The organism is Microbacterium sp. Clip185 (assembly GCF_028743715.1).
Taxonomy (GTDB): domain Bacteria; phylum Actinomycetota; class Actinomycetes; order Actinomycetales; family Microbacteriaceae; genus Microbacterium.
Map to the genome: position 1 here is coordinate 1,788,860 of NZ_CP117996.1, position 16,668 is coordinate 1,805,527.

Annotated in this window: 21 protein-coding genes; 4 read left to right on the forward strand and 17 right to left on the reverse strand. The window is 69.7% G+C overall.

The window, feature by feature from the left end:
* Positions 1-72: 72 nt before the first annotated feature.
* Positions 73-975, reverse strand: a complete 903-nt coding sequence (rpsB, locus tag PQV94_RS08635) for a 30S ribosomal protein S2 (RefSeq protein WP_274285468.1) — start codon at positions 973-975, stop codon at positions 73-75.
* A gap of 300 nt (positions 976-1,275) precedes the next feature.
* Here rpsB and PQV94_RS08640 point away from each other — a divergent pair, with 300 nt between their 5' ends.
* Complete coding sequence (locus PQV94_RS08640; protein ID WP_274285469.1) at positions 1,276-1,803, forward strand: murein hydrolase activator EnvC family protein; 528 nt, start codon at positions 1,276-1,278, stop codon at positions 1,801-1,803.
* 2 nt (positions 1,804-1,805) lie between these two features.
* On the opposite strand, the gene PQV94_RS08645 is transcribed toward PQV94_RS08640, so the two are convergent.
* The 10 genes from PQV94_RS08645 to PQV94_RS08690 form a co-directional block, all read right to left on the reverse strand.
* Complete coding sequence (locus tag PQV94_RS08645) at positions 1,806-2,387, reverse strand: DUF3060 domain-containing protein (protein ID WP_274285470.1); 582 nt, start codon at positions 2,385-2,387, stop codon at positions 1,806-1,808.
* A 31-nt stretch (positions 2,388-2,418) separates the two neighbouring features.
* A complete protein-coding gene (locus PQV94_RS08650; protein WP_274285471.1) occupies positions 2,419-3,321 on the reverse strand; it encodes a tyrosine recombinase XerC in 903 nt (300 codons plus the stop codon).
* Between the two features lie 16 nt (positions 3,322-3,337).
* Entirely contained in the window at positions 3,338-4,498 is a 1,161-nt protein-coding gene (gene dprA / locus PQV94_RS08655) for a DNA-processing protein DprA (protein WP_274285472.1), read from the reverse strand.
* A complete protein-coding gene (locus tag PQV94_RS08660) occupies positions 4,495-6,021 on the reverse strand; it encodes a YifB family Mg chelatase-like AAA ATPase (RefSeq protein WP_274285473.1) in 1,527 nt (508 codons plus the stop codon). The genes dprA and PQV94_RS08660 overlap by 4 nt, the downstream gene beginning before the upstream one ends.
* Positions 6,018-6,380, reverse strand: a complete 363-nt coding sequence (locus PQV94_RS08665) for a YraN family protein (protein ID WP_274285474.1) — start codon at positions 6,378-6,380, stop codon at positions 6,018-6,020. The genes PQV94_RS08660 and PQV94_RS08665 overlap by 4 nt, the downstream gene beginning before the upstream one ends.
* Before the next feature lie 92 nt (positions 6,381-6,472).
* The gene (locus PQV94_RS08670; RefSeq protein WP_137417143.1) at positions 6,473-6,796 is read right to left on the reverse strand and encodes a DUF2469 family protein; all 324 of its coding nucleotides are present in this window, start codon (positions 6,794-6,796) and stop codon (positions 6,473-6,475) included.
* A gap of 41 nt (positions 6,797-6,837) precedes the next feature.
* A complete protein-coding gene (locus PQV94_RS08675; RefSeq protein ID WP_274285475.1) occupies positions 6,838-7,497 on the reverse strand; it encodes a ribonuclease HII in 660 nt (219 codons plus the stop codon).
* Positions 7,494-8,252, reverse strand: coding sequence for a signal peptidase I (gene lepB, locus PQV94_RS08680; protein WP_274285476.1), 759 nt, complete (start codon positions 8,250-8,252; stop codon positions 7,494-7,496). Before lepB ends, PQV94_RS08675 begins: the two co-directional genes overlap by 4 nt.
* Positions 8,253-8,370: 118 nt before the next feature.
* Entirely contained in the window at positions 8,371-8,718 is a 348-nt protein-coding gene (gene rplS, locus PQV94_RS08685; RefSeq protein ID WP_137417146.1) for a 50S ribosomal protein L19, read from the reverse strand.
* Between the two features lie 164 nt (positions 8,719-8,882).
* Complete coding sequence (locus PQV94_RS08690) at positions 8,883-9,380, reverse strand: MFS transporter permease (protein WP_274285477.1); 498 nt, start codon at positions 9,378-9,380, stop codon at positions 8,883-8,885.
* Positions 9,381-9,521: 141 nt separating this feature from the next.
* Here PQV94_RS08690 and map point away from each other — a divergent pair, with 141 nt between their 5' ends.
* Complete coding sequence (map, locus tag PQV94_RS08695) at positions 9,522-10,304, forward strand: type I methionyl aminopeptidase (protein ID WP_274285478.1); 783 nt, start codon at positions 9,522-9,524, stop codon at positions 10,302-10,304.
* 7 nt (positions 10,305-10,311) lie between these two features.
* Here the strand turns inward: map and trmD are convergent, their stop codons facing one another.
* From trmD to rpsP, 4 genes are read right to left on the reverse strand one after another with little or no spacing between them, the layout of a single operon-like run.
* A complete protein-coding gene (trmD, locus tag PQV94_RS08700) occupies positions 10,312-11,001 on the reverse strand; it encodes a tRNA (guanosine(37)-N1)-methyltransferase TrmD (protein WP_274285479.1) in 690 nt (229 codons plus the stop codon).
* Position 11,002: 1 nt separating this feature from the next.
* Positions 11,003-11,632 carry a ribosome maturation factor RimM gene (rimM, locus tag PQV94_RS08705; RefSeq protein ID WP_274285480.1) on the reverse strand — a complete coding sequence of 210 codons (630 nt, stop codon included), beginning with the start codon at positions 11,630-11,632 and terminating at the stop codon, positions 11,003-11,005.
* Positions 11,632-11,862 carry an RNA-binding protein gene (locus PQV94_RS08710; RefSeq protein WP_274285481.1) on the reverse strand — a complete coding sequence of 77 codons (231 nt, stop codon included), beginning with the start codon at positions 11,860-11,862 and terminating at the stop codon, positions 11,632-11,634. The genes rimM and PQV94_RS08710 overlap by 1 nt, the downstream gene beginning before the upstream one ends.
* A 5-nt stretch (positions 11,863-11,867) precedes the next feature.
* Complete coding sequence (gene rpsP / locus PQV94_RS08715) at positions 11,868-12,290, reverse strand: 30S ribosomal protein S16 (protein ID WP_274285482.1); 423 nt, start codon at positions 12,288-12,290, stop codon at positions 11,868-11,870.
* Between the two features lie 181 nt (positions 12,291-12,471).
* On the opposite strand from rpsP, the gene PQV94_RS08720 reads away from it, so the two are divergent.
* Positions 12,472-13,632, forward strand: a complete 1,161-nt coding sequence (locus PQV94_RS08720; RefSeq protein WP_274285483.1) for a glutamate--cysteine ligase — start codon at positions 12,472-12,474, stop codon at positions 13,630-13,632.
* Between the two features lie 41 nt (positions 13,633-13,673).
* Positions 13,674-14,402, forward strand: coding sequence for an SGNH/GDSL hydrolase family protein (locus PQV94_RS08725; RefSeq protein ID WP_274285484.1), 729 nt, complete (start codon positions 13,674-13,676; stop codon positions 14,400-14,402).
* Between the two features lie 7 nt (positions 14,403-14,409).
* Here PQV94_RS08725 and ffh read toward each other — a convergent pair whose 3' ends face one another.
* Together ffh and PQV94_RS08735 are read right to left on the reverse strand one after the other, a co-directional pair.
* Complete coding sequence (gene ffh / locus PQV94_RS08730; RefSeq protein WP_274285485.1) at positions 14,410-15,951, reverse strand: signal recognition particle protein; 1,542 nt, start codon at positions 15,949-15,951, stop codon at positions 14,410-14,412.
* Positions 15,952-15,963: 12 nt separating this feature from the next.
* Entirely contained in the window at positions 15,964-16,557 is a 594-nt protein-coding gene (locus PQV94_RS08735; protein ID WP_274285486.1) for a TetR/AcrR family transcriptional regulator, read from the reverse strand.
* Positions 16,558-16,668: the final 111 nt, after the last annotated feature.

Genomic DNA, 16,668 nt, shown 5'->3' on the forward strand with positions numbered 1-16,668 from the left:
TTCTCGCGGATGCCGATCGGCGCGGCCGGTTCGCGGCCGCGCCGATCGTAGCGGGTCCAGGGGACGCGCTGATTACTTGTCGGTGGCCTCGGCCTCGGCGACGGCCTCGACGCTCTCGCCCGAAGCAGCGGCAACGGCCTCGACCTGCTCCTCGGCGGCAGCCTCGTCCGCGGCCGACTCGGTCGATGCGACGACCGCGTCAGCGCCCTCGACGACGGGGGCACCCTGCTCGAGCAGCTCGCGCTCCCACTCCGCCAGGGGCTCTTCGGCGCCGGACTCGGGGTTGTGCTTCTGCTGCAGGCCCTCGGCCGCCGCGTCCGCGATGATGCGGGTGAGCAGCGAGACGGAGCGGATCGCGTCGTCGTTGCCGGGGATCGGGAACTGGAACTCGTCCGGGTCGGCGTTGGTGTCGAGGATGCCGATCACGGGGATGCCGAGCTTGGTGGCCTCATCGACGGCCAGGTGCTCGCGCTTGGCGTCGACGATCCAGATGGCCGACGGCGTCTTGGTGAGGTTGCGGATACCGCCGAGCGACTTGTGCAGCTTGTCGAGCTCGCGCTTCTTGAGCAGCAGCTCCTTCTTGGTGAAACCGCTGGCGGCCGGGTCCTCGAAGTCGAGCTCCTCGAGCTCCTTCATGCGGGCGAGGCGCTTGCTGACCGTCGAGAAGTTGGTCAGCAGACCGCCGAGCCAGCGCTGGTTGACGTAGGGCTGGCCGACGCGCGTCGCCTGCTCCGCGATGACTTCCTGAGCCTGCTTCTTGGTGCCGACGAACAGGACCGTGCCGCCGTGGGCGACGGTCTCCTTGACGAACTCGTACGCCTTGTCGATGTACGACAGCGACTGCTGGAGGTCGATGATGTGGATGCCGGAGCGCTCGGTGAGAATGAAGCGCTTGACCTTCGGGTTCCACCGGCGGGTCTGGTGTCCGAAGTGGACGCCGCTGTCGAGCAGCTGGCGAATGGTGACGACGGCCATGGCCGTTCTCCTTCTGTTGCGGTTGTTCGCGCCGAACCGATCGGTCGACGAGCCTGGTGCCCGGCACGCACCCACCCGTCCGAGGACGGGACCGTAGGGTGGAAGTGCCGCGGGATGTACCCACTCAGAGCACGCGGAGTCACCTCGACATGCGAGGTGCGCCTCAAGTGTATCAGCCGGCAGGGCGCCCCACGGCGTCGCGGAGCGAGCTCTCCTCCCCCGCTGTCGCACCCGGGCGAGCCGTCCCCACCACCGCCGGCGCCGACCGTACGGGCCGGGATCCCGGGGCACGGTGAGGACATGCCCTCTCTCACCCGCGTCCGCCGTGCCGCCGCTCTCGCCGTCGCCTTGCTCGCCCTTGCCGCGCCCTCGACCGTCGCCGCCGCGTCACCGGCGACCCACACCGCCGCATCCGTCGAAGACGACGCGCACTCGTGGACGTGGCCCGTCCTGGGTCGCGTGCTCGAGCCGTACCGGCAGCCCGCCCACGACTATGCGGCAGGTCACCGCGGGATCGACATCGAGGCCGGCACCGACACCGTGGTCGCACCCGATGACGGGGTGGTGCTCTTCGCCGGGGTCGTCGTCGATCGCCCCGTCCTCACGATCGACCATGGAGACGGCCTGGTCAGCACGCTCGAGCCCGTCGTCACGGAACTGTCGCCGGGAACCAGGCTGAGCGCCGGCGACGTCGTGGGAGTGCTGGCCGACGGCGGGCACGCCGCCAGCGGCACTGTCCATCTCGGCGCGCGACGCGACGGCGTGTACATCAACCCGCTGCTCCTGCTGGGCGGCGTGCCCCGCGCCGTTCTGCTGCCGTGTTGCTGAGGTCAGCGACCGGTGACGGTGTTGCGTTGACCGTTGTCGGTCACCGCTCCCTGACTGTCCGCGCGCACGGTGTTGTCGTTTCCAGACACGGTCAGCGCCGTGAAGCCTGCCGCGCTCACGGAGTTGCGATCGCCATTCAGCGCCACCGTCGAGAGCATCGCTGCGTCGACGGTGTTGTCCTGTCCTCCCACTGAGAGCATCGAGATGTCCGCCGCGCGCAGGTCGTTCCGGTCCCCCGAGAGCTGAACGGTGCCCAGCGTCGCCTGTGTCGCGTCGACGCGCAGGCCGGTGCCGCCGATCATCACGCTCGAGCAGTCCCCGGCGAGAACGAAGGCCTGATCCGCGCCTGAGATCTCCGTCGTCCCGCCGTTGCACACGAGCGTCCCCTCCGCAGTGGTCGGCGTCGCCGAGGGCGCGGGAGTCGCCGGGCGGGTGGGGACGGGTGTGGCGGGCGAAGTCTGCGGAGCCTTGCTCGGCGGGTCCGGCAGAACGGTCTGACGCGGACCCGCGACGACGCCGCATCCGGTCAGCACTGCCGCGGCCGCGAGGAGGGTCGCGATATGGCCCAGTCGGCGCGTTGTCATGTCTTCACGGTACGCGGCGCGGCGGTTGACGTCATGCCCGTGGGTGGGCTTGTCGGTAGGTCGCCGCGAGCCGCTCGTGCGAGACGTGCGTGTAGATCTGCGTCGTGCCGAGGTTGGCGTGTCCGAGCATCTCCTGCACGGCGCGCAGGTCCGCACCGCCGTCGAGCAGATGCGTCGCGGCGGAGTGCCGCAGGGAGTGGGGTCCGGCAGATCGACCGATGACGGGGCCGACCGTGCGGGCGACCAGGTCGTACACGCTCCGTGGCCCCAACGCACCCCCTCGGACCCCGAGGAACAGAGCGTCCGACGGGCGCTCACCGGCGCGAGCCGCGAGGCCGGGTCGCGCGCGAACCAGATACGCGCTGACAGCCTCGTCTGCGGGCGCACCGTACGGCACGACACGTTCCTTGCTGCCCTTTCCCGTGACCCGGACGGTGCGGCGCTCGCGGTCGAGGTCTCGGCTGCGCAGCGCGCACAGCTCCGACACCCGCAGAGCCGCACCGTAGAGCATCTCCAGCACGGCGCGGTCCCGAAGCACCACGGGGTCGCCGTCCGCGCTGTCGCGGGCCAGGTCGCCCAGCAGCTCACGCAGAGCGGGGGCGCTCGCGACCGCGGGGAGCGTGCGACCGCGCTTAGGCGCGATGAGTCGAAGGCTCGGGTCGGTCGGGATGATCCCCTGCTCGCGCGCCCATCCGAAGAAACCGCGGGCGGATGCGGTGCGCCGCGCGATCGTCGCACGGCTGTCGCCGCGGTTCGTCGCCTTCCAGAGCCACTCGCGCAGCTCCTCCAGGTCGGCGTCGGCCACCTGTTCGACACCGGAGAGCGCCACGAAGTCGCGCAGGTCGGATCCGTACGCGCGCACCGTGGCCGGCGAGAGGCGACGCACGTCGGCGAGGTGATCGCACCACGCCTCGATCGCAGTCGCCAGCATCATGCAGCCAGCATGCCAGTCACCGCCCGGCCGAGCGTCGCCACCCGCCGACGTCGCCCACGACCGAGCCCTCCAGGAGCATGCTGCCCAGAATGGCCTCGACCTCGGCGATCGCGAGCCCCGACCGTTGCGCGAGCTCACCCGCGTCCCGCCCCACACGTGAACTCAGCGCGTCGCGCACCCGCGTGCGCTCGTTCGTCCATGCTCCTGCCACGACGAGGGGTTGACTCGCGCCCAGCCCCGCGAGCTCCCGCACCTCGGCCGCATCGGTGACGCACACCGCGTCGTACTCGCGGAGAAGTCGGTGACAGCCGAGCGACGCGGGACTCGTGACCGGTCCGGGCACGGCGCCCAAGGGACGCCCGAGCGACGCCGCGTGTCCGGCCGTGTTGAGGGAGCCGCTGCGCGCCCCGGCCTCGACGACGACAGTCGCGAGCGACAGAGCCGCGATGACGCGATTGCGCGAGAGGAACCGCCACTTGGTCGGCGCTGCGCCGCAGGGCACTTCGGCGACCACCGCTGCTGTCGCCGCGATGCGCTCCAGGAGTTGCTCGTGCCCCGCGGGATACGAGCGATCGCACCCACCGGCGAGCACCGCGACCGTGGACCCTGAGCGGGTTGCCAGGGCGCTGCGATGCGCGGCACCGTCGATGCCGTACGCGGCTCCCGAGACGACCGACACACCTGCGCGGGCGACCCCCGCCGCGAGTTCACCCGCCACGTGTTCGCCGTAGTTTGTCGCCGCACGCGCGCCGACGAGAGCGATGCCGGGCACGCTCAGCGAGCGGGGGTCACCGCGCACCCAGAGCGCGATCGGCGCGTGGTCCCCGAGGTCGTCGACCGCGTCGGGCCATTCGGGATCCGAAGGAACGAGGATCGACACTCGGGATCGTCGTGCGCGTTGCAGGGCGTCGCTGACCAGGTCTTCGTGAAGCCGGGGCCCCCAGCGTGCAGAAGCGTCCGCGGCCGCCCGAGCTCCGATTCCGGTCATCCGCGCGATCTCGTCGGGGTATGACGCAATGCGCAGGGCCGCCAGTGCCGGCACACACGACAGGAGTGCCCCCGCGACAGCATCGCCCGGCTCGGCCACGCCGCTCCAGAACACGCGCGCGGCACGTTCGGGCTCTGCCCGTTCCCCGAGCTCCGGGAGCATGCCGGCAATCACGGCGTCGACGTTCATGCGGCGATCCCCCGCTTCATGAACAGGGCTCGGCCGATGTCCTCCTGATTCGGCGAAGAGCGTTGCGAGAGGTCAGCCAGCGTCCATGCCAGCCGCAGCACACGGTCGTACCCGCGCAGGGTCAACTGGCCTCGTTCGAGCGCCGCGTCGAGCGGCGCCCGAACCGACGCGGGCGGCGCCGAGGGCCCCTCGCGCAGCCAACGTCCCGGAACATCGACGTTGCGTCGCCACGGCGTCTTGGCCAGCCGCTCCGCAGTCCGCGCGCGGGCATCCGCGACGCGCCTGGCTGCATCCGCCGTCGAGACGCGCCCGACCGCTGAATCGACGGCCACGGCCGCAACGCGCCGCATCGGCAGATCGATGTCGACGCGATCGAGGAGTGGGCCCGACAACCGACCCAGATAGCGGCGGATCGCGGAGGGAGGGCACTCGCACGTCGCTCCCCGTACCCCGTAGTTGCCGCACGGACAGGGATTGGTGGCGAGAACGAGCTGGAATCGCGCGGGATAACGCACGCTCATCCCCGAGCGATGGATGTGGATGTCGCCCCGCTCGAGCGGCTGGCGCAAAGCATCGAGGACGCTCGAGGGGAACTCGCCCGCCTCGTCGAGGAACAGCACCCCCTCACTGGCGCGCGCGATAGCGCCGGGCCGGATGACGCGGGAGCCCCCGCCGACGAGGGCTGCGACGCTGGCCGTATGGTGCGGCGCCTCCAGCGGCGGGACGCGGGTGAGTGAGGTCACAGCCTCGCCCGACAGCGAGCGGATCGACGCCACGGCGAGAGCCGCCTCCGGGTCGAGCGGCGGCAGGATGCCCGGCAGGCGGCGCGCGAGCATCGTCTTGCCCGCTCCCGGCGGCCCGCTCATCAGCAGATGATGCCCGCCCGCCGCCGCGACGACGAGGGCTTCCACGGCGTCACGCTGACCGATCACATCCGAGAGGTCCAGCATCTCGAACTCCTCGTCCACTGCTGCGGCGCGCACCGGCGCAGGCTCGTCGGGCACGACGACGTCCGCCCCGTGCCGCGCGGCGACCTCGGCCAAGGTCGCCGCGGGCAGCACCTCGATGCCCGTCACGAGCTGCGCCTCCTCGCCGTTCGCCGCCGGCACGACGATCCGCCGCCGCCCGGCACGTGCCGCGGCGACGACGGCGGGCAGCACGCCCGCGACGGGTCGGAGTCGGCCGTCGAGCCCCAGTTCGCCGATATGTACCGTGGCGGCGACCGACGCCGCATCCATGACACCGTCCGCGGTGAGCGCGGCGATCGCGATCGCGACGTCGAAGCCGGATCCGTGCTTCGGGAGGCTGGCCGGCGACAGGTTCACGGTGAGGCGGCGTCGGGGCAGCGGAAGGCCCGAGTTGGCGCAGGCGTTGTGCACGCGCTGCACCGCCTCGCCGAGCGCACGATCGCCGAGTCCGATGATGCGGAACTCGGGCGTCTGCTGGCTGACATCGGCCTCGACCTCGACGACAGCGCCTTCGAGCCCGTTCAGCGCGATCGCCCAGGTGCGCGCGACCGTCATCGCACGTCTCGCAGATGCTCGACGTGGCCGGAGCCCGCATCCACCCCGAGCACGGACACGGCGTCAATGCGCACCGCGCGCCCTCGCGCCTCGGCGGGATGCGCAAGGCACCACGCCACGGCGAGTCGCCAGAGGCGCGCGCGCTTTCGCGCATCGATCGCCTCGAGCGGATGGCCGAAGCGCTCGCTCGTGCGCGTCTTGACCTCCACGACGACGATTTCGCCGGCCTCGAGGGCGACGATGTCGATTTCGCCGAGAGGGCACCGCCAGTTGCGGTCGAGGATGCGGTACCCGCGGTCGGTCAGGAAGGATGCGGCCCGGTTCTCACCGTCGCGCCCCAGGTCGTCTTTGGCTGCCATGGGACCAGCGTGGCGAGCCGCCGTCGTCGTCTTGGCGGAACGGACTCTCCTCGGGGAGAACCCGCCGCCTCCCGGACGGTGAGGAGAATCGCTCAGTTGTCGAGCGAGAGTTCCTCAGGAAGCTGGAAGTCGCGACGCGAGAGCTCCTCGACGTTGACGTCCTTGAACGTCAGCACGCGCACCGCCTTCACGAAGCGGTCGGCGCGGTAGATGTCCCACACCCAGACATCCGTCATCGAGATCTCGAAGTAGAAATCGTGCTCGGTGTCGCGACGCACGACATTGACGTCGTTGGCGAGGTAGAAGCGGCGCTCGGTCTCGATCACGTACTGGAACTGCGAGACGACGTCGCGGTACTCCCGGTAGAGGGCGAGCTCGAGTTCGCGGTCGTAGTCTTCGAAGACATCGTCATCCATGGTGCGTCCATTCTACGGCTGCGGTCCGGGTCGGCGCGGTCTCAGAAGAGGGTGGGCGCCGAGGCGATCTGCCACGAGGCCCGGTGATGCGCGTGAAGCCCGTGCGCGGCGATGGCGGCACGATGCTCCGGGCTCGCGTAGCCCTTGTTGCGTTCCCAGAGGTACGCGGGCGCATCCGGGTGCAGCGCGACCATGTGCGCGTCGCGCGCGACCTTGGCGACGACGGATGCGGCAGCGGCGCTCGCACAGTCGCGGTCGCCCTTGATGACGGTGCGCACCTCGTACGGCGTCGCGCCTGCGGGCGTGATGTAGTCATGGTTGCCGTCGAGCAGGACGACCGCATCCCTCGTATCCACGCCCTGCGAGCGAAGACCGTCGAGAGCGCGGTGCGCTGCGAGACCGAGCGCCCGAGTGATCCCCACCGCGTCGATCTCGGCGGCCGAGGCCCACCCCAGAGCGCTCGCATCGACCCAAGACTCGGCCGCGCGGGCCACATCCGCTCTGCGCGCTTCGGGGATGAGCTTCGAGTCTCGCAGCCCCTCGGGGATGCGGACGCGGCGCGTGCGTGGTGCCATGACCGTCGCTCCGATCACGACGGGGCCGGCCAGAGCGCCTCGCCCGACTTCGTCGCAGGCGATGACGACACGCTGCTCGGCCCACAACCGCCGCTCCAGGCGCAGCGTCGGTTCGACGGGGCTCACTGACCCTCCGGCTTCGGAACGTCCGCGAACACCTCGTGGTGGAAGTCGATACCGCCGAAGCGGTCGAACGGCCAGGTGATCAGGAACGCGCGTCCGACGACGTTGTCGATCGGCACGAAGCCGCGGCCGGGCTGATCCTGGTTGTAACGCGAGTCCTTCGATCGGTACCGGTTGTCCCCCAGCACCCAGAGGGAGCCCTCCGGCACCGTGACGTCGAAATCGAGCGAGGATGCAGGAGCTCCAGGGTCGGGCAGCAGGAGATAGGAGGACTCGTCGATCGGAGCGCCGTTGACCGTGATCTGGCCGAGGTCGTTGCAGCAGACGACGTGATCGCCGGGCAGCCCGATGATGCGCTTGATGAGGTGGTCGTCGCTGTCGGGCGCGGCAAGGCCCACGAGCGAGAGCACCCACTCGATGCCGTCGACGATCGGCCCCTGACTCGGAGCGGACACCGAGGAGCCGAGCCAGCCGCCCGGGTCACGGAACACCACGACGTCGCCGCGCTCGTATCCCCCGAAACGCGGCGTCAGCTCATCGACGAGGATGCGATCCTGCTCGATCAGCGTGTTCTCCATCGACGCCGACGGGATGTAGAACGAGCGCACGAGGAACGTCTTCACCAGGAACGACACGAGCAACGCGATCAGGATGATGACGAGGACATCGCGGAGGAAGATCAACGCACCGCGGCGTCGGCGAGGCCGGGTTCGGCGCGGCAGCGATGCGTCGTCGACGGAGGGGTTGTCGGTGCTCATGCAGTTCCTCGAGATACAGGCGGCACGAGCCGCACTCTAGCGTCGCACATCAGCGCGCGGCCGCGGACACGACGAAGCCCCGACGCCGGAGCGGTCGGGGCTTCGTGACAGAGCGCGATCAGCGGTCGCGCTTCTCCTTGATCTTCGCCTTCTTGCCGCGGAGGTTGCGGAGGTAGTACAGCTTGGCGCGACGCACGTCACCACGCGTCACGACCTCGATCTTGTCGATGATCGGCGAGTGCACCGGGAAGATGCGCTCGACGCCGACCTGGAAGCTGATCTTGCGGACGTTGAAGGTCTCGCGCACGCCGTCGCCCTGGCGGCCGATGACGACGCCCTGGAAGACCTGGATACGCGAGCGGTTGCCCTCGGTGATGTTGACGTGCACCTTGACGGTGTCGCCGGGACCGAAGTCCGGGATGTCGGAGCGGAGCGAAGCCGCATCGACGGCGTCGAGGATCTGCATGAGTGATCTCTTCCTGCAACCGCCACAGGTCGGCTGCGAAACTGGTGTTTACGAAAGTTGGAGCGGTGCCCGCACCACGCGGATTGCGTGGCTGTCTCCCCTGAGGCAGAAACCGGTCAGGGCACAAACAACCATTCTGCCATGCGCCGCCGCGGGCGCCAACTTCAGGCGTCGCGCTGCAGCGTCTCCTCGACCACGATGACCTCGTGCGCCGGCGCGGATGCGGCGGGCGAAGGCTTCGTCGGCGGGATATAGGCCGTGCCGTCACTGGCGTGGAGCACGGCCGCTCGCGGGCGCGCCTCGCGCCACAGCTGCCAGAACTGCAACCAGATGTTCGCCACACCCACCAGCACTGTGAGCACCATGACGGGCGCCCACCACTGTTGCACGAACAAGCCGAGTGCGATCGTCAACGCGTGCCAGAGGCCGTAACCGGCCACATCCCACCAGGAGAGCGCACGTTCGGCGCGCGCCGTCGGACGAAGACGGGTCAACAGCGTCAGCAGAAGCTGCCCGAAGAAGACGGAGGGGATGGCGATGAACAGGACCCACAGCAGAGCCCAGCCGCCAGCGCCCGTCACCGTCCACCCGACGAAGAGCCAGAGCGGCAGCAGGAAGGCGGAGGGCAGAAGCCAGTGGAAGCCGGCACGACGAAGCCACATGCCTGCATCGTACGCGGGCACCGGCGGCACGAGCCTTGCGTGATCGACACTCGGGGCGGACGCCCAGCGGAGCAGGGCGTCGCGGCGAACGACACTCGCGCCGCAGGCGGGAGAGAATGGAGGAGAGAACGAAGGAGCACCATGATCGAACTGCGCACGCCGGCCGAGATCGAGCAGATGCGACCGGCAGGGCGCTTCGTCGCCGAAGTGCTGGCGACGCTGCGGGACGAGACGAAGGTCGGCACGAACCTGCTGACACTGGATCGCCGGGCGCACGACATGATCCGCAAGGCCGGCGCAGAATCCTGCTACATCGACTACCACCCGTCCTTCGGCGCGAGCCCTTTCGGCAAGGTGATCTGCACCTCGATCAACGACGCCGTGCTGCACGGGCTCCCCTTCGACTACACGCTGCGCGACGGGGACCTCGTCTCGCTCGACTTCGCCGCATCCGTCGGCGGCTGGGTCGCGGACTCCGCCGTCTCCTTCGTGGTCGGAACCCCTCGCGACGAGGATCTGCGCCTGATCGAGACCACGCGCGTCGCCCTGGATGCGGCGATCCAGGCGGCGACGGTCGGCAATCGCGTCGGGGATGTCTCCGCTGCCATCGCCGCCGTCTCCCACGGAGCCGGCTACTCCATCAACACGGACTTCGGCGGGCATGGAGTCGGCCGCGTCATGCACGGCGATCCGCATGTCCCCAACGACGGCAAGCCCGGCCGCGGCTACCCGCTGCGCGAAGGTCTCGTGGTGGCGCTCGAGCCGTGGCTCCTGGAGACGACCGATCGCCTGGTGACCGACCCGGACGGCTGGACGCTGCGCAGCGCCGACGGCTCCCGTGGAGCGCACACCGAGCACACGGTGGCCGTCACGGCCGACGGCCCCGTCGTCTTGACCGACCGCGGGTTCCTCGGAGTGGACTGACCCGGACTCAATCGGTCAGCAGGTCGGGACGCCGCTCCCGCGTGCGTGCGACCTGCTGGTCTCGACGCCACTCGGCCACTCGGCCGTGGTGCCCGCTCAGGAGCACATCGGGCACGACCAGCCCGCGCCACTCGGAGGGCTTCGTGTAGGACGGGTACTCCAGAAGACCGTCCTCGTGCGACTCCTCGACGAGGCTCTCGGGATTGCCGACGACACCGGGCACGAGACGTCCGACGGCCTCGATCATGGCCATCGCCGCCACCTCACCGCCGTTGAGCACGTAGTCGCCGAGACTGGCGAGTCGCACCTGCCCGAGTGTGGCCGCGTAGGTGAAGACCCGTTCGTCGATGCCCTCGTACCGGCCGCATCCGAAGACGAGGTGATCCAGGCCGCTCCACTCGCGAGCGGTCGCCTGCACGAAGCGTTCGCCCGCCGGCGATGGGAAGACGAAGGTCGGCGGGGACGTCGCCTCCTGGGCGATCGCGTCCAGCGCGAGACCCCAGGGCTCGGGCTTCATCACCATGCCCGCTCCCCCGCCGTAGGGGGTGTCATCGACGGTCCGATGACGGTCGCTCGTGAAATCGCGCAGGTTGTGCACGCGCACATCCAGCAGTCCGTTGCCGCGGGCCTTGCCGAGCAGCGAGACCTCGAGGACGTCGAAGAACTCGGGGAAGATCGTGATGACGTCGATGCGCACGTCAGTCCTCGCGGGCCGCGGCCGTTTCGTCGTCACCGGCGGATTCGTCGTCGGCGGGAAGCTCCTCGAAGAGCCCGGCAGGCGGCGTCACGACGACGCGACCGGCGGCGGGATCGACCTCGGGGACGATCGCCTTGACGAAGGGGACGAGCACTTCGTTCTCGCCGACGGCGACAGCCAGCAGATCCTGCGCGGGAAGGTGATCGACGCGGGCGACCCGCCCCACGACGACCCCGTCGCGGACGACGTCGAGGCCGACGAGCTGGTGGTCGAACCAGGCGTCCTCTTCGTCGGGGGTGCTCTGCTCGTCCTGGTCGATCCAGAGAATGGCGCGCACGAGGGATTCGGCCGCGTCGCGGTCGTCGACGCCCTCGAAGAACGCGACGGGATGCGTGTTCATCCACCGGAACTCGCGCACGGTGACGGTCTTGCCGAACCACGGCGACGAGTCGGGGACTTGGAGGGTGAACTCCGCCCCGGGGACGAATCGACCGTCGGGGTCGTCCGTGTACAACTCGAGTTTCAGGGCGCCCTTGAGGCCGTGGGCTTTGACGAGGCGGCCGACGCGAAGCTGGGTCTTTCCGGGGCGCGGCGCGGATGCGCGCGCGCCGTCACCGGATGCGGCCGCCATCAGTCGTCGGCGACGTCGACGCGCACGCGGGTGCCGTCGGCGAGAGCCGTGACCACGGTCCGCAGAGACTTGGCGGTGCGACCGCCGCGCCCGATCACGCGACCCCGGTCATCGGGGTGTACGTGCACCTCGAGCACGTCGCCTCGCGGTGACGTGGACGAGACGATGCGCACGGCGTCAGGGTTGTCGACGATCCCCTTGACGACGTGCTCGAGCGCGGCAGCCAGCACGATGATTACGCCTCGGTGCTCTCAGCAGCCTCGTCGGCGGCCTCGGCCTCGACGGGAGCGGGCTCTTCGGCCTTCTTCTCGGCCTTGGGCTTGATGACCGACTTCTTGGCCGAGTCGACCTCGAAGGGGGCCTTGCCCTCTGCGTACTTGACGGTGCTCACGGCGTCCTTGTCGCCCTTGAAGCGACCCCAGTCGCCCGTGAGCTTGAGGATGGCGAGGACCTGCTCGGTCGGCTGAGCGCCGACGCCGAGCCAGTACTGCGCCCGCTCGGAGTCGACCTTGATGACCGAGGGCTCCTCGGTCGGGTGGTACTGACCGATCTCCTCGATCACACGACCGTCGCGCTTGGTGCGCGAGTCGGCGACGACGATGCGGTAGTAGGGCGCACGGATCTTTCCGAGACGCTTGAGACGGATCTTGACAGCCACGATTCTCCTGAATGTGTGGAAGGTGGTCGAACTGGTCGCCTGGAGCGTGGGGTGCACACCCGGCGGAAGCTCTGTGGTTCGGACCCGGCCGGATAGAGGGTCGGGCGGGGTCCAGCTGTCTATTTTGCCAGATGATGACGCGGCTCGCGAACCAGCGTGCGCCGCGTGTCAGACTGAGCCGGTGACCGTCCCCTTCGCCCCGTCGCGCCGCTCGACCGTCGGCCTCGAGTGGGAGCTGATGCTCGCCGACGAGCGCACCGGCGATCTGGTGGCCCGCGGCCCCGAGATCATCGAAGAGCTCGAGGAATCGGTCGCCCCCGAGCGGTTCGCCGTCACGGGTGAGCTTCTCACGAACACGATCGAGGTCACCAGCGGCGTCGGCGACACGGTGGAGGCGGCCGTCGACGACATCGCGGATGCGATCGCGGCCGTGCGCACGGCGACGGACCCGCGCGGTGTCGAGCTGCTCTGCGCCGGAAGTCACCCCTTCGCGCAGTGGTACGACCAGGAGGTCACCGACAAGACCCGCTACCACTCCCTGATCGAGCGCACCCAGTGGTGGGGGCGCAACATGATGATCTGGGGCATCCACGTGCACGTCGGCGTCGACGACGTGACGAAGGTCTTCCCCATCATCAACGCCCTTTCCACCTATCTGCCGCATCTGCAGGCGCTCTCCGCATCCAGTCCGTTCTGGGCGGGCGAGCGCACCGGATACGCGTCCAACCGCGCCCTCGTCTTCCAGCAGCTGCCGACGGCCGGGCTGCCGTGGGGGCTCGACAACTGGGCGGAGTACGAATCCTACCTCGACGACATGGTGCGCACCGACGTCATGGCGGACGCGACCGAGGTGCGCTGGGACATCCGTCCCGCCCCGCGCTGGGGCACGATCGAGGTGCGCGCGTGCGACGGCATGTCGACGTTGCCCGAACTCGCCGCGGTCGCGGCCCTGACGCAGACGCTCGTCGAAGACTTCTCCCGGCGGCTCGACGCCGGCGAGGAGCTCCCCTCGCTGCAGCCCTGGTTCGTGCGCGAGAACAAGTGGCGCGCCGCGCGGTACGGGCTGGACGCACGCGTCATCGTCGATCGAGACGGACGCCAGGAACCCGTCGTCGAGCATCTCGAGTCCACCCTCGAGCGTGTCGGCGACATCGCCGTCGAGCTCAAATGCGCCCAGGAGCTCGAGGGCGTGCGCACCACCCTCGCGCAAGGAGCCAGCTACGCGCGCCAGCTCGCCGTCGCGGATGCATCAGGCGGCGACCTGCGCCAGGTCGTGCAGCACCTCATCCGCGAGTTCCGCGCCGGCCCCGAGCGCCGCGCGCCGTTGGCCGCCCGAGCCTGAACCTGTACCGCGCTCATAAGCTCGCTGCCTACCGTGATCCCGTGAACGTCCGCCGCCACTCGCTCCGCGCCGCAGCATGGGGCGCTGTCGGCGTCGTGGTGCTGGTGATCAGCGGGTGCGCCGCCGCTCCTGCGCATCGGCCGAACAGCGCTCCCCATCCGACCTCACCCGCGCCGTCGACCTCTCCGACGCACACTCCCACGGTCGCCTCCGACGCCGTCATCGTCACGATCGGCGACTCGATCATGTCGGGATACGGACTCGACCCCGACGAGGCGTGGCCCGTGCTGCTGGGCGAGCAGACACACCTCGACATCGTGAACCTCTCGTGCGGAGGCGCGGGGTTCGTGGTCGACGGCGACTGCGGGACGAACTTCTCCGCGCTCGCGAAGCAGGCCATCGACCTCGACCCCGCGATGGTCATCCTGCAGTCCTCGGACAATGACGCGGACGAGGATGCCGACGACATCGACGCGGCGACGCGCGCCACGGTCGAGGAGCTGCACGAGGCTCTTCCCTCGACGCGGATCGTCGGATTGAGCACGCTGTGGAACCAGCCCTGGGAGGCGCCGCAGTCCATCGCGTGGAGCTCGGACGCCCTCCGCTCAGCCGTGGAGGCGGCGGATGGCACGTTCGTGTGGCTGGGACAGCCGCTGCAGGAGAACCCTGAGCTGCTGCAGTGGGACAGCGAGCATCCGACCGCGGAGGGTCAGCAGTACCTCGCCCGCCACGTACGCGCGCTCCTCGCGCACGCGGGCATCGTGCTCTGAGACGTGCTCAGCCGCGCCCGAGCAGCTTCTGGAGTTCCGCGAGGTCGGCTTCGCTCGGCGCCTTGCCGCCGCCGCCGAGACCGAAGCCCGAACCGGTCGGCTCTGCGGCCGGAAGCCCGGCGTTCTCGGCGGCGCGCTTGGCGGGGTTTCCCGAGCGCGACCCCTTCGCCTTCTGCTGCTTGCCGCGCTTCGCGGATGCGCCGGGCCGGCCCATCGATCCGACACCGGGCATGCTGGGGACGCCACCGCGCGCAACCGTCTTCATCATCTTCGCGGCCTGGTCGAACCGCTGTACGAGCTGGTTCACGTCGGTGACCGTCATACCCGAGCCTCGAGCGATGCGCAGGCGTCGCGAGCCGTTGAGAAGCTTGGGGTTTCGGCGCTCAGCGGGGGTCATGGAGCGGATGATCGCCTCGGTGCGGTCGATCTCGCGCTCGTCGAAGTTATCGAGCTGCTGCTTCATCTGGCCCATGCCCGGGAGCATCCCGAGCATCTTCTTCATCGAGCCCATCTTCTTCATCTGCTGCAGCTGTTCGAGGAAGTCCTCGAGGGTGAACTGCTCCTTCGCCAGCTTCTCGGCGACCTTCATCGCCTCGGCCTCGTCGAAGGTCTGCTGCGCCTGCTCGATCAGGGTGAGGATGTCACCGAGGTCGAGGATGCGGCTCGCCATCCGGTCCGGGTGGAAAGGCTCGAGGTCCTCGAGTCCCTCACCGGTGGACGCGTAGATGATGGGACGGCCCGTGACCGAGGCCACGGACAGGGCGGCGCCACCGCGGGCATCGCCGTCGAGCTTGGAGAGCACGACGCCGGTGAAGTCCACACCCTCCTGGAACGCCGTAGCGGTGTTGACCGCATCCTGCCCGATCATCGCGTCGATGACGAACAGGACTTCGTCCGGGTCGGTCGCCGTGCGGATGTCAGCGGCCTGCTTCATGAGCTCCGCGTCGACGCCCAGGCGCCCCGCGGTGTCGATGATGACGGTGTCGTGCTGGTGGCGGCGAGCGTACTCGACGCCATCGCGTGCGACGCGCACGGGGTCGCCTACGCCGTTGCCGGGCTCAGGGGCGTAGATCGCCGCTCCCGCGCGCTCTGCGACCACCTGAAGCTGGTTGACGGCGTTGGGGCGCTGGAGGTCGGCGGCGATGAGAAGAGGCGTGTGGCCGTCCTTCTCGAGAAGGCGCGCCAGCTTTCCGGCGAACGTCGTCTTTCCGGAACCCTGCAGACCCGCGAGCATGATGACGGTGGGCGGGGTCTTGGCGAACTGCAGACGTCGCTGCTCACCGCCCAGGATCGCGACGAGCTCCTCGTTGACGATCTGCACGACCTGCTGCGCCGGATTCAGCGCACGATTGACCTCGTCGCCGAGCGCCCGCTCGCGCACCTTGCCGGTGAACTCCTTCACGACCGCCAGGGCGACGTCGGCGTCGAGCAGAGCGCGACGGATCTCGCGCACCGTCCCGTCGACGTCGGCGGGGCTGAGCTTTCCCTTCGTACGCAGATTGCGGAAGGTCTCAGTGAGCCGGTCGGAGAGGGTGCCGAAAGTCGCCATGATGCGTCGATTTTACGCGAGCGCGGGGCCGGATGAGTCGCCGGACGCTCCGTAGCCTTCGCAAAGGGACAGCGCGTGGTCCAGCAGCCCCTCCAGCGACACGGAAGACGCTCCGCGTTGTGCCCACATCCAGACTGCACCGAGCACCGCCGCACCGTAGGCGGCTGCGCGGATCTGCGCGAGAAGCGCATCGCCGTGAGCATCGGTCAGCCGGCGGGCGATCTCGCGCTGGAGCAGCGCCAGCCGCTCCGCGCGCTGGCGCTCGAGCTCCTCGCCGAGGCCCATGGCGTCTGCGTTGGTGATCGCCAGCGCGAGCGTGTCGGGCGCGAGGTCGCGTCCGATGCGAGCGAGAGCCTGCGCGACGGGCGCGCCCTCCCCGATCGCGCCGAGCGCCGCTGCCAGGCGCGCATCGAAACCCGACCAGAGCACGTCGCTCTTGGCGCGGAAGTAGTTGAAGAAGCTGGCGCGCGCGACTCCGGCGCGGCGGGTGATGTCCCCGATCGAGGTCCCGTCGTACCCCTGCTCGAAGAACAGCTCGCACGCGGCTTCGGCGAGCGTCTCGGGCGAGCTCGCCCGAGGCCGTCCCAGGCGCGGTACGTCGGTCACTCGAGCAGCTTAGCCAGCGCCAGGCCGCGGGACGCGGGGGCGCCGGGCCGCGGAACCACGGTAAGCTGATTTCTTGGACCGGATACAGCAAGTCCGTCCGCACGCATCCGC

Coding starts and splice junctions, on each gene's coding strand:
- rpsB (WP_274285468.1), bottom strand. CDS start 975: ATGGCCGTCGTCACCATTCGCCAGCTGCTCGACAGCGGCGTCCACTTC.
- PQV94_RS08640 (WP_274285469.1), top strand. CDS start 1,276: ATGCCCTCTCTCACCCGCGTCCGCCGTGCCGCCGCTCTCGCCGTCGCC.
- PQV94_RS08645 (WP_274285470.1), bottom strand. CDS start 2,387: ATGACAACGCGCCGACTGGGCCATATCGCGACCCTCCTCGCGGCCGCG.
- PQV94_RS08650 (WP_274285471.1), bottom strand. CDS start 3,321: ATGATGCTGGCGACTGCGATCGAGGCGTGGTGCGATCACCTCGCCGAC.
- dprA (WP_274285472.1), bottom strand. CDS start 4,498: ATGAACGTCGACGCCGTGATTGCCGGCATGCTCCCGGAGCTCGGGGAA.
- PQV94_RS08660 (WP_274285473.1), bottom strand. CDS start 6,021: ATGACGGTCGCGCGCACCTGGGCGATCGCGCTGAACGGGCTCGAAGGC.
- PQV94_RS08665 (WP_274285474.1), bottom strand. CDS start 6,380: ATGGCAGCCAAAGACGACCTGGGGCGCGACGGTGAGAACCGGGCCGCA.
- PQV94_RS08670 (WP_137417143.1), bottom strand. CDS start 6,796: ATGGATGACGATGTCTTCGAAGACTACGACCGCGAACTCGAGCTCGCC.
- lepB (WP_274285476.1), bottom strand. CDS start 8,252: ATGAGCACCGACAACCCCTCCGTCGACGACGCATCGCTGCCGCGCCGA.
- rplS (WP_137417146.1), bottom strand. CDS start 8,718: ATGCAGATCCTCGACGCCGTCGATGCGGCTTCGCTCCGCTCCGACATC.
- PQV94_RS08690 (WP_274285477.1), bottom strand. CDS start 9,380: ATGTGGCTTCGTCGTGCCGGCTTCCACTGGCTTCTGCCCTCCGCCTTC.
- map (WP_274285478.1), top strand. CDS start 9,522: ATGATCGAACTGCGCACGCCGGCCGAGATCGAGCAGATGCGACCGGCA.
- rimM (WP_274285480.1), bottom strand. CDS start 11,632: ATGGCGGCCGCATCCGGTGACGGCGCGCGCGCATCCGCGCCGCGCCCC.
- ffh (WP_274285485.1), bottom strand. CDS start 15,951: ATGGCGACTTTCGGCACCCTCTCCGACCGGCTCACTGAGACCTTCCGC.